Genomic DNA, 13,025 nt, shown 5'->3' with positions numbered 1-13,025 from the left:
GCTCAAGTCATGGCGGATCCTGCGCAAGCTGCGCTGCAGCCCGAGCAAGGCCGGCCACATCGTCAAGGCCATCGCCGCCCTGCAGAATCACCGCGTCGCCCAGGCAGCACGGGGATGAAATGGGTTCCTTGACTCCCGATCAAGGTTTGCTGACTGCGGCGGACACCACGTTCCCGGTGTACATCGACCCGGTTTGGGGTGCGCATAAGGCTTCGGCGTGGGGGATGGTGTCGTCGGGATATCCGAGTGAGTCGTATTACAAGTTCAAGGGCAAGGCGACCGAGGGTGTCGGGCGTTGTGAGGTTGCCAAGGACGGAAACTGCGTCAAGAACCAGACCAAGCGGCTGTTCTACAAGGTGCCCCTGCCGTCGCTGAAGGGCCGCTACGTCCAGGCGGTGGAGTTCACCGCGTTTGAGACCGGCGCATTCAACTGCAATAGCCCGACGTCGATCCAGTTGTGGCGGACTTTGCAGCTGAAGTCGTATGCGACCTGGAACAACACCGTCGGGTCGTGGAGCAATGGCGGTGCTTGGGGCGAGCATCTGATCTCACGTGATGTGGCGTTCTGCTCGAGGACGCCGGTGGAGTTCGGCGGGTCGCTGCTGCGCTCTCATGTGCAGTCGGCCTTGAACAAGGGGTACAGCGACATCACGTTCGGGTTGAAGGCCTATAGCGAAGCGACGATGGACTGGTGGAAACGGTTCGCCGACGACGCCTACCTGACGATCCAGTACAACAATCCGCCCTATACCGTTAACTACAAGTCGATGGCCACTACGCCCGGCGGGTTGTGCGCACCACAGAACGACCCTGTCGTCATCAACAGAGTCCCCAGCCTGTCCGGGTATTTCTGGGACCCCGACGACGAGGACGCCAACAAGGTGCAGCCGGAGTTCGCATCCCACTGGGACACCGGCGACGGCAACGGTTTTGTCCAGCGATGGTCGTCGGGACGGATCGCCCCGGCGGCCGGATCGGGGACGCAGCGTCGCACCACGATGCCGGATACGATCCCGCAGAAGACGCTGATCGGCTGGCACGCGCGAGCCTGGGACGGTGAGCAGTACGGCCCCTGGTCGTCGACCGGAGCGGCACCGGCCTGCTATTTCATCTACGACCCGTCCAAGCCGGCCCCGACCATCACCTCCACCGATTATCCCGACGATGATCAGTGGCACGGCGGTGTCGGCCAGGCGGGCTCCTTCACCATCACCGACCCCGAAGGGGTCGCCAACCGGTACGACATCAGACTCAACAACGTGCCGGTCATGTCGGTGGCCACCACTGACGGAGCCGCACGAACGATCACGCTGGCTCCGAATCAGTACGGCCCCAACTCCGTGACCGTGGTGGCGTTCGCCCCCTCCGGGCAGAACTCTGCAGCCGCGAGCATCAACTTCCTGGCCAATGAGGGCACCCCGGCCAAGGCCCGCTTCCCCCTTGATGAGGGCGCCGGTTCCACGACCGCGACCGCACAGACCCGGGACGGTGAACCACCGATCACCGCGGACCTGCACGGCGGCGCCACCTTCGGTCAGCAGGGCCAGATCGAAACGGCGCTGACCTTGGATGGCGCCGGTCACGCCGGGACAGGGGCGCCCCTAGTGGACACCAGTAAGCAGTTCGCGATGTCGGCATGGGTGCGGCTCACCCAAGCCGGCGTCACCAGGACCGTCCTCAGCCAGGACGGGGCGTCCAAGAGTGGCTTCTACCTCAAGTACGACGGCGCGCTGAACAAGTGGGTGCTGTCGATGGTGAAGTCCGACTCCGCCGAGACAGGCGCCTACCAGGCGGTGTCGAAGAACCCCGCGGAGTTGAACACCTGGACCCATCTGGTGGGGGTGTACGACCAGACCAACAGGCTGCAGATCTACGTCAATGGTGACCGCGGCACCGAGAGCCCGGTGGTGCCCGCGGCCTGGAACGCCACCGGCGGATTTCAGATCGGGCGTAGCAAGTGGCTGGGCAACCCCGCCGACCACTGGCCCGGCATGGTTGACGACGTGCAGGTTTATGACCGGATCCTCTCCGGCCCCGAGATCACCAACCTGTACCAGCAGGCCCCGGTCCTGAAGGCCCGCTGGAAGCTGAACGCCGCCACCGACGGACTCAGCCCCGGCGAGGTCCACGACGGCGGGGCGGCCCCGCCGCTGAAGCTGCGGAACGCAGCGGCCATCTCGGCCGGTGCCGGGTTCAAGGGCCCCTTCATATCGCCTGCGGGACTGCAACTGGACGGGCTGGGCGCCTATGCCGAGGCCGACCCGGCCGATCCCGCGGCCGACTCGCCGCTGATCTCCACCGATGAGAGCTTCACCCTCACCGGGTGGGTGCAGAACATGCAGCGACCACAGACCACTGCCACGGTGTTCTCCCTCCCAGGTACCCAAACCAACGCGTTCGCTCTGCGGTATGTCCCGGACGCGACCGAGCCGGAATACCTGGGCACCTGGCAGTTGGAGATGAACAACGCCGACCTCCCCGCTATTGACCCGTCCAAGCCGCAGCGTCTGACCAGCAACTCCGCGTACACCGAAGACGACTGGGACCACATCACCATCGTCTACGACGCAACGAACCGGACGATGCGCCTCTACATCAACGGCTCCACCGTCAACGGCTCCGACGGGGACTCCGAAGAAGGAGACGTCCGCCCCTTCAAGGCCGCAGGCGGCTTGCAGGCCGGACGTAACGCCTTCGGCGGCAACGGCGCGGGCACCCACTTCTGGCCCGCGGCCCTGGACGACGTCTGGCTGTACCGGGGCGTCCTGAGCCGCACCCAAATCGTCCAGCTCGGACAAGCGATCGAGCTCGACACCGACGACGGACCCTAGACACCCCACCCATGGCGCGGCAGACGCTTCGGCCTCAATGCGTAAGTGTCTGCCGCCGATCCCAGCACATCGACGGATTGGTGCCCCGACGAAGGTCTCGGGGTCGGAGCAGGCGCGTGGGCGCAGGAGGATGCCGTGAGAACAGGCCGCAAGACACTGGTGCTGTCCCGCCCCCGGACGGCACGCGCGGTCGCCGCGGTCATGGCCGTGACACTTGCCGCGGAGCTGCTGTCAGCCACGCCGCCCGCGCTCGCGGATCCCGGCTCTCAGCGCCCGACTGTCAAAGATCACGAGGATCCGGTCAAAGGCCGTGATCTGAAGGTTCGGCCCCGCAAGAAGCCGACCTTGAAACCAGGACCGCCGGCCAAGGCCACCTGGCCCGACCCCGGCACCAGCGAGGTCTCACTGCCAGCCGAATCCAGGCCAGCGGTGCGCGCCGGTTCGCTGCCGCTGCGGGTGCTGCCCGCCAAGAAACCTGCGGCGCGTGGCGAGTTGGGGGCCGCGGGGAAGGTGCGGCTATCGATTCTGGACCGCGCGGCCGCGGCGAGAGCCGACTTGAACGGGCTGGCGTTCACCGTGGCCCGCACCGACAAGCCCAATGCCGGCCAAGTCGGGGTGGAACTGGACTACTCGCAGTTCTCGCAAGCATTCGGCGGCGCCTACGGATCACGGCTACGCCTCTACCAGATGCCCGCCTGCGCGCTCAGCACTCCCAGCAAACCTGAGTGCCGTCTGGCCGCGCCGTTGAAGGCAGTCAACAACAGCGGCGAGCAGACTCTCACCGCCCAGGTGACCGCAGCGCCCGCTACCACCTCATCGGGGACCGAATCTGCGGCTGGGCAGTCAGTAGGAACCCTGTTGGTCGCGGCGGCCGGGGCATCGGGTCCGCAGGGTGACTATAAGGCGACCTCGTTGGAGGCGTCGGCGACCTGGCAGGCCGGTGGGCACGGCGGTGACTTCACCTGGTCCTACCCGATGCGCGTACCGCCAGTTCCCGGCGGTCTCACCCCCAGCGTGTCCATCAGCTACTCCTCCGGCAGCGTGGACGGCAAGACCTCCAACACCAACGGACAACCCTCCTGGGTCGGTCAGGGGTTCGACCTGTGGCCCGGCTACATCGAGCGGCGCTACAAATCGTGCGAGGACGACGGCGCCCCCAAGGACGAGTGGGGAAACTCGCCAGGCGACCTGTGCTGGGGCTACGACAACGCCACCGTCACCTGGAACGGCAAGGGCGGCGAACTGATCAAGACCTCCGACGGCACCTGGCGAATGAAGGCCGACGACGGCACCAAGTTCGAAAAGCTCAACAACTCGTCCACCGGCAACGGCGACAACGACGGGGAGTACTGGAAGGTCACCACGACCGACGGCGTCCAGTACTACTTCGGCCTCAACCGCGTCCCCGGCTGGGAATTGGATAAACCTGAGACCGATTCCACTTGGACCACCCCGGTCTACGGCGATGACGCTAATGGCTCGGGCGATGACGACGACGAACCCTGCCACAAACCCGCTTTCGCCGACTCTTGGTGCCAGCAGGCATACCGGTGGAACCTGGACTATGTCGTCGACCCCGCCGGCAACGCCATCGTCTACAGCTACGCCAAAGAGACCAACCACTACGGCCGCAACCTCAAGGCCGAAGACGAAACCCCCTACGTCCGCGGCGGATACCTGAAGACCATCTCCTACGGGATGCGCAAGGACAGCCTGTTCGCCAAGGCGCCCGCTCAGGTCAGCTTCACTGCCTCCGAACGCTGCATCCCTACTGCCACCTTCGACTGCGACCCGTCCAAGATCGGCAGCAACCCTGACAAATGGTGGGACGTCCCCTGGGACCTGAACTGCAACTCCGGCCAAAAATGCGAGGACACACACGGCACCCTCGCACCGACATTCTGGTCCCGCAAGCGCCTCACCCAGGTCACCACACAGATCCTGAAGCCGGACGCGTCGGGATACCGGCCGGTGGACTCCTGGGCACTCACCCACGACTGGGGCCTGGCCGACATCGAACGCGACCTACTGCTATATGAAATTCAGCACACTGGCCACGCAGCCGACGGGACGAAGGTCACGTTGCCGAAGGTGAACTTCACCCCGGTGCAGCTGCCCAACCGGCTGGACAGGACCGGCGACGACATCCTGCGCTACGTCCGCCACCGGGTCGGCGCCATCCAGGACGAATCCGGCGGGCAGATCGACATCAGCTATACCAAACCCGAGTCCAGCTGCTCGCCGTCAGACCTTCCCACACCGGAGACCAACACCACCCGGTGTATGCCGGTGATCTGGACACCGCCCGGTCACGAGGATCCGATCACCGACTGGTTCCACAAATACGTGGTGACCAGCGTGATGCAGTCCGACCGCACCGGTGGTTCACCGGAAATGGTCACCAAATACCAATACCTGGGCGGCGCCGCCTGGCACTTCGACGATGATGACGGGCTGACCAAACAGAAGAACAAGACCTGGTCGCAATGGCGCGGCTACGGGCAAGTCCGCACCTTCACCGGCGACTACAACGACCCCGCCACCCAAACCGACACGTTCTACCTGCGCGGGATGGACGGAGACCGCAAGACCAAGGACGGCGGCACCAAGTCGGTCACCATCCCCGACGGAGAAGGCGGCACCCACACCGACCACGACGCCTACGCAGGATTCACCCTCAAAACCGTCACCTACGAAAACCCCGGCGGCGCCGTCCACTCCAAAACCGTCAACACCCCCTGGAAAGTCCAGACCGCGTCACGAACACGCTCATGGGGCACCACCACCGCCAACATCACCGCCATCGACACCACCCAGACCTGGACCGCCAAAGACGGCGGCGGCTGGACCCAGACCAAAACCGACAACACCTACCAGCCCTCAGGCCCCGGCACCGGCCGAGTCACCATGGTGGACGACCTAGGTGACACCACCACCAGTGCCGACGACAAATGCACCCGCACCTACTACGCCGACAACACCGCCGCCTGGATGGTGAACTACCCCTCCCGCGTCGAAACCGTCGCCGTCAACTGCGCCACCACACCCGACCGGACCACCCACGTCGTATCCGACACCCGCACCTACTACGACAACGGCGCCTTCGACGACGGACCGACCATCGGAAACGTCACCAAAACCGACAAGATCGCGTCCCACAACGGCACCACCCCCACCTACGCGACCCAGGCAGAAATCCGCTACGACACCCATGGGCGACCGACGCGAGCCACCAACGCCGCCGGCCACATCACCACCATCGCCTATACCGACACCCAAGGCCTCACCACGCAGGTAACCACCACCGGGCCACCCGCCAACCCGGCAGACACCTCCACCTCGCTGACCAGCACCAAGCACCTCGACCCGGCATGGGGCCTGCCGGTCACCGCACTGGACGTCTCCAACAACAACCTGCGCACCGACCTGACCTACGACCCCCTCGGACGCCTGCAGAAGGTATGGCTACCCGACCGCCGCAAAGCCATCCACGCCCCCAACTACGAATACTCCTACCAGGTCACCGACGGCCAGATCGTCGCGGTCACCACCCAGACCCTCGACGCCGACGGCAGCCAAAAACTCGCCCAAATCGAACTGCTCGACGGCCATCTGCGCACCCGGCAGATCCAGGTACCCGGACCGGACGGCAGGCTGATCTCCGACACCTTCTACGACAACCGCGGCCAGGTAGCCACCACCTACGCTCCCTACACCGCCACCGGAGCCCCCGAAACCACCCTGTTCGGCGTCTACAATCCCGGCCAAATCGAAACCCAGACCCACACCGAGTACGACGGGCTGGGCCGCAAAACCGTCGAACGCCTGACCACAGAGAACGGCGAACAACCCGACAGCGAGCTGTGGCGCACCACCTACGACTACGGCGGCGGCAACCGCACCGCCACGACCCCACCCGCCGGCGGCATCCCCACCGCCGAAATCACTGACGCCCACGGCCAGATCATCCAACGCCGCCAGTACAAGGCCGCCACCCCCACCGGTGACTACGACGCCACCACCTACACCTACACCCCGGCCGGGGAGATCGCCTCGGTCACAGACCCATCCGGCAACACCTTCACCAGCACCTACGATCTACGCGGCCGCAAGATCCAGACCACCGACCCTGACAAGGGCGCTACCACCTTCACCTACAACGACCTCGACCAGGTCACCTCCACAACCGACGCCCGCGACAAAAAGATCTTCACCGACTACGACGGGCAAGGCCGCAAAACCGCCACCCACGACGGCTCGGCAGACGGCCCGGTTCTGGCCTCCTGGACTTACGACACCAGCATCCGCGGCAAAGGCAAACTCGCCTCAGCAACCCGCCACACTGCCGACGGCGACTACACCAACGGCGTCTACAGATACGACACCCTTGGCCGCCCCGAAACCACAACCCTCACCATTCCCGGCTCCCAAGGCCCACTTGCCGGAACCTATCCCTTCTCTGCCAGCTACTACGCCGACGGCACCATCAAGGGACTGACGAGCCCCGCGGTCGGAGGACTCCCCGGCGAAAGCGTCATCCACTCCTACGACACCTGGCAGCGCCCCACCGGACTGACCGGCAAGACCACTTACATCAACACCGCCCAATACACCCCCACCGGCAAACCCACCCTTCTCGAATACGGGACAGACCCCAGCAAACAAGCCTGGCAGACCTTCACCTATGAGAAGGGCAGTCAGCGGCTGGCCACCGCCCGCACCTACCGCGCAGCCATAAGCGGTGCCGACCGCCACGCCACCTACCACTACACCGACGCCGGAACCATCACCTCCATCACCGACACCTCCCGCGACGGCATCGACAACCAATGCTTCACCTACGACCACCTGCAACGCCTCAAACAAGCCTGGACTCAGAACACATCCGACCCCTGCACCATCGAACCCACCACCTCGATGATCGGCGGACCGGCACCGTACTGGCACACCTTCACCTACGACACCGCCGGCAACCGCAAAACCCAGACCTTGCACGGCATCGGCGGCGAAACCGACACCACACGCACCTACACCTACGCCGACCCCGGCGACGGCAACCGCCTCAACACCATGGTGCAGACCGGCGGCGACGGCGCCCGCACCGACACCTACGCCTACGACGCCACCGGCAACACCACCACCCGCACCATCGGCACCAGCCCGCCCGGCCAAGGTCAAACCCTCGACTGGGACACCGAAGGCGAACTCACCAAGGTCACCGAGAACGGCGCCACCACCAACTACATCTACGACGCCGACGGCAACCGCCTCATCCGCAAAGATCCCACCGGCACCACTCTCTACATGCCCGACGGCACCGAACTCCGCGCCCTGACCGGCGCCACCACCGCCACCGGCACCCGCTACTACACCTTCGCCGGCCAAACGGTGGCAATGCGCACCTCCGACGGCACGGTCACCTACCTGACCAGCGACCACCAAGGCACCGCCCAGGTCGCCATCAACGCGAACACCCAACAAACCACCATCCGACGCTTCGACCCCTTCGGCGCCATCCGCGCCCTCGACGAGGACGCAACCTGGCCGAGCGACAAGGGCTTTGTCGGCGGCACCCAAGACCCCACCGGCCTCACCCATCTCGGCGCACGCGAGTACGACCCGCAAACAGGCCGCTTCATCTCCATCGACCCACTCATGGACCAAGCTGACCCTCAACAGATGAACGGCTATACCTATGCCAACAACAACCCCATCACCAACGCTGACCCCGACGGCAGAATGTGCCGCAGAACTCCCGAAGGTGTGGAGTGCTTCAACGGTGATGGCGTGGACCGCCGACCAAACAACAAGGGCGGTTACGACGTTTACAATCCTCGTGGTCGTAGAGTCGCCAGAAGCGGTGACAGTGACGCAGGAAGCAGCAGGAGCTCGATTGGGCGCCGCACCATCGGAGCCTCAGGTATCGCCATTCCTAAACATCTCGAAGAAAAGCGTTTTAGGAAACTTTTCTGGAACCTTTATGGTCAAATGACCAACGGGCTCGTCATCAAGGACCCCGACTACCTATACGCGGTTGAACTTCAAGCAGCACTCAACACCTGTAGAGAAATAGACGAATGCCTACAAGACGGATACACGAAATTTCTAGCCGCATTCTCAATTCTGAATGCCGGGCTTTTTGTTGGTTCGGGAGGTGGGCGCAGCGGTTCGCGCAAGGGAAGGGCTAACGGAGCACTCGTTGCCAAGTCGAAAAGGCGTCTAGGGATATGCAGCAGCAGCTTCGTCCCCGGCACGCCCGTCCTCATGGCCGATAGGAGCCACAAGCGCATCGAGGACCTCGAAACCGGCGACAAGGTCATTGCAACCGACCCCAAGACCGGACGCACCGAAGCCAAACCCGTCATCGCCACCATCACCAGCAAGGGCGACAAAGACCTCGTCCGAATCACCATCAACACCGATGCCCCCCGCCGCTTCCGTGCAAGCGGCAACGAACCACCACACGCCAACACCAAGGTCATCGCTACCAAATTTTCCAACAGCGGCGTAATCATCGCCACCGACACTCACCCCTTCTGGGTCGCTGGCGAAATCAATGCCTGGGTGCAGGCCGCCGACCTCAAGCCAGGCATGTGGCTCCGCACCAGCGCCGGCACCTACATCCAGATCGCCGCCACTGAGCACCGGACTGCTCGCCACCAGCGGGTCTATAACCTCTCGATTGGAGACATTCATACCTTCCACGTGCTTGTGGGTGAAACGTCAGCGCTTGTTCACAACGACGGCAGAGATGATCGCCCTGTAGCCGCTCGGATTCCATCCCTGGAGGGGCTGACGCAAACTAGGGCACACGACATACTGGAGCGCGGTGGGCTAGAACTGAAGTACATGGCGGGGAGTGGTAAGTGGGTCAGATATGATGCTCCAGATGGTAGTAGTGTCCACATCGAGATGGTGAACGGTCGCGTCGTGCGCACATCCGTTATCGACATGGGGCCGAACACGAAAAATAGGACTCAGAGGTGGACACCGGATGGTGAGAGGACGGATTCGCACGACACAGGAGAAAGGATTGAATGTTAGGTGACCGCAGAACTTAGATCCGCCTGCGAGGAAGCCCGTTTCGCTTTGGCTGGGTATGTGAATGAATTTTTTGAGGAATTCGCTTATATGGCAGGCTCGGAGGAGCAGTGCCGGATCGTGCTGGCAAAAAATGCCGGGATAGAAGAGGTGGCCATACGACTTGCAGGTATTCGCTTTCTGTCTATCACTAACTCGGCTGCGTTGAGCGATGGATCCTCTATTGTCGATGAAATCTCTATTTCTTACCTTCCGTCGACCGGAGGAAATTGGCCCACTGGTGCCGAGTGCATGATTCGGCAGTTTTCTGAACTCCCGTCCCTGGTGTGGTTGAGGATCACTGGCTTGGTTGAGTTGAATGTAATTTCATCGATGCTAAACATTTCTCGTTAGATCCGGGGCCGATGATGCCTGAAAGGTGATTAAGAGTGTGTCTCACGTGGGTTGCGGGTGTTCTGCGGGATAATGCGGGATCGTGTCGTCGGATCTTGCGTTGCGACTGGTGCCGGATGAGTTGTGGGAGCTTGCCGAGCCGCTGATCCCGGCGTTCAGGCCGCGGCGGCAGGGTGGTGGGACGGCGGTGGATGATCGGGCGGTGTTCACCGCGATCGTGTACGTGCTGACTAGTGGGTGTGCGTGGCGCCATCTGCCTGGGGAGTTCGGTGTCAGTGTGCCGACCGCGCATCGCCGGTTCGTCGCCTGGACGCGGGCGGGGTTGTGGCCGCGGCTGCATCGCGCGGTGCTGGACGAGTTGGGTGCGCGAGGGCAGGTGGACTGGGCGTCGGCGATCGTGGACGCCGCGGCCGTCCGCGCGAAAAGGGGGGCACGCTGACGGGCCCCAATCCGGTCGATCGAGGCAAGAAGGGCAGCAAACTCCACGTGCTGTCCGATGCTGCCGGGTTGCCGTTGGTGGTCGCTGTGTCGGCGGCCAACGTTCACGACAGCCAGGCCCTCAAGCCGCTGCTGATGGCGTTGCCGGCGATTCGATCGCGCCGTGGGCCACGTCGGCGGCGGCCGGTGAAGATGCGCGCCGACAAGGCGTACCACTCCGCCGAGCACCAGGCCTGGCTGCGGGGACGCGGAATCAAGCCGCGCATCGCCCGTCCCGGCATCGAGTCCGGTGAGCGCCTGGGCCGCCACTGCTGGGTGATCGAACGAACGCTGGCCTGGCTGTTCGGTTACCGGCGCCTGACCATCCGCTACGAACGCCACGGCCACCTATTCAACGCCTTCCTCGTCCTGGCCGCCGCCATCACCTGCTACAAGAAGCTCGCCAAACAGCCCACATGAGACACGCTCTAAGTGAGACAAGGTTGGAGTACCACTATTAGCTCGCCATCAAACGGAATTCACGCATTTGAGAGGCGGGCACCGTTAGAGCTGGGCTTCTTCCGCGTGGCCTCGGGAGCCAGTTTCGGGAGCCACCGCAGTCAGGCCTCCCCAGACTCAGTGCGACGTAGTCACGGCGTTCGTGCAGTGAGGGCTCCCCGGTCGACTCGGATCGACCTAGATCGACTCTCTTGGATTGCTTCACACCGAAGAGGCCACTGGTTCGAACCCGGTGTCGTCCACCACATTTTCGGCGGGTCAGACAAGGTCTCGGGTTCACTCCGAGACCTTCTTCGATCTTGAGGCCCCAGCGGAGCCACCGCTCCGGGAAGTACGTGGACTCCGCGGGACGGCTCCGGCCGAAGACCGTGTTCAGAGTTCGGGCCACCGGTGATGGCCGGCCTCGACTGGTGCCGGTAGACCTTCCCGGTGACGGCGGTCCCCGCCTGCCTCACGAGATCGGCGATCGTCTCCAGTCGGTGTCCTGCTCCATCTGGGTGATCTTTACGACGACGCCACGGAACAGGTCGCCGGCCGCGGGGATCCTGGCGGCGTCCAGCTCGCACGCCAGGCACAGCGCCGTCAGCCGGGTAGCGGTGACCTTGTGGGCCGTGAGCGGTTCCTGCCCGGTGAACACCGGAAGCACGGCTTCTTCGAGCCGGCTTGCGGCTTGCCTCGCCCACACGCTCGGTGCCGTGTCGTCGAGCGCCCGGCGCCCACCGCGGATGTTGCCGGCCAGATCGCCGCTCGCGGCCGCCGCATCGCCGCGGACCAGCCTGACGCAGGCCGCGCCGTGCAGGACGCCGCTGACCCGGCGACGCCAGACGCGTTCCGGCTCCCGGCTGAAGAGGTAATGGCGAGTCTGGTAGTACAGGCCGCGTTTGAAGACACGATCAATTGCGCGGTCCAGCAGCAGCGAACCGGACTTACCGTTACCGAGGTCCTTGGGCAGTCCACGGAGGACATTCCGAACATGGTCCTGCTGTTCCTGCCAATCGTCGCCCAGCTCACCGGCTCGCTTCTTGTCAATGGAGATGTCGGGGTCGGTGGCCAGCGAGTATCTCGCGTATGCGGAGCGTTCGCCGGTGATGGCCGCGCTCAACCGAGCGGTTCCGGCGATCGCGGTGGTGAGGTCGCGCCGGCAATCGTGGTCTGGGACGAGCGTGTGGGCCAGTTCCTGCGTGGTCGCTCCGGCCGCCTTGAGCTCTTCCCGGCAGTCGGCGGCCACGTCTTTCGCCACCCAGAGCGAATGGGCACCGCAGTGGTGGCGGATGTTCCAGACCGCGCGGGCCAGCAGTATCCGCGCGAGTAGCGGCGCCACCCGGTCGACGTCGGTGGCGATGCGATGGGCGAAAGTCCTGCGGTCGATTCCATCCGGTCGATCCATGAGGGGCTCCCGTCCGCTGGACGAACCACGCCTTCCCCGGAGTCTAATCATGAAGTGCAGCATGTCGAGGTTCTCGGATTGCCGAGGCCAGACTTATGGGCCCTAATGCATCGAGCAGAGTGGGTTGCCCGAAGCCTGCCTAGAGGAGATCTATTCTCAAGCGGCCGTGAGACCGGGCGCGAATATGCCGTTCCGTCCGACCGCATCGAAGTCTTGACAGCAACGTGATCTTCCTTGAGCAGGTGCCAGTGTCCGGGTGGGGACCAGCGGGCGGCGGTGGAGGGGCAGTTTGTGGCTGCTCATGCCCCGGCGCCCGCTCGTCCCTTTCAGGCCGGGGTTCGGGTCGGAACCTGTCAAACCGGATGAGACGTCAGGCCACGTGGGTGGTTTGTGGCTTGTTGTCGGTCTGGGGTTGGGGTGGCGGGTTGATCCAGACC

At 64.1% G+C, this 13,025-nt stretch carries 5 protein-coding genes; 4 read left to right on the top strand and 1 reads right to left on the bottom strand.

All coding sequences use genetic code 11. The features are described 5' to 3' along the window. The first annotated feature begins 176 nt into the window (after positions 1 to 176). From E1266_RS28880 to E1266_RS28865, 4 genes are all read left to right on the top strand, one after another. Positions 177 to 2,831: a LamG domain-containing protein gene (locus E1266_RS28880; RefSeq protein WP_165966246.1), complete on the top strand. Its 2,655-nt coding sequence runs from the start codon at positions 177 to 179 to the stop codon at positions 2,829 to 2,831. Positions 2,832 to 2,966: 135 nt separating this feature from the next. Next, on the top strand, positions 2,967 to 9,875 hold the full coding sequence (locus E1266_RS28875) for an RHS repeat-associated core domain-containing protein (protein WP_132052375.1): 6,909 nt from the start codon (positions 2,967 to 2,969) through the stop codon (positions 9,873 to 9,875). Beyond that, positions 9,876 to 10,265: a hypothetical protein gene (locus E1266_RS28870; RefSeq protein ID WP_132052373.1), complete on the top strand. Its 390-nt coding sequence runs from the start codon at positions 9,876 to 9,878 to the stop codon at positions 10,263 to 10,265. 82 nt (positions 10,266 to 10,347) lie between these two features. Further along, positions 10,348 to 11,162, top strand: a protein-coding gene (locus E1266_RS28865; RefSeq protein WP_207945968.1) for an IS5 family transposase whose coding sequence is annotated in 2 segments (ribosomal slippage) — positions 10,348 to 10,692 and positions 10,695 to 11,162 — 813 coding nt in all. Because the reading frame shifts where the segments join, the coding sequence is not laid out codon by codon here. A 490-nt stretch (positions 11,163 to 11,652) separates the two neighbouring features. On the opposite strand, the gene E1266_RS28860 is transcribed toward E1266_RS28865, so the two are convergent. Continuing rightward, positions 11,653 to 12,588 carry a hypothetical protein gene (locus tag E1266_RS28860; protein WP_132052369.1) on the bottom strand — a complete coding sequence of 312 codons (936 nt, stop codon included), beginning with the start codon at positions 12,586 to 12,588 and terminating at the stop codon, positions 11,653 to 11,655. Between the last annotated feature and the right edge of the window lie 437 nt (positions 12,589 to 13,025).

The organism is Actinomadura sp. 7K534, assembly GCF_004348575.1.
Classification (GTDB): domain Bacteria; phylum Actinomycetota; class Actinomycetes; order Streptosporangiales; family Streptosporangiaceae; genus Spirillospora; species Spirillospora livida.
This window is presented reverse-complemented; position numbering and strand designations above follow the sequence as displayed.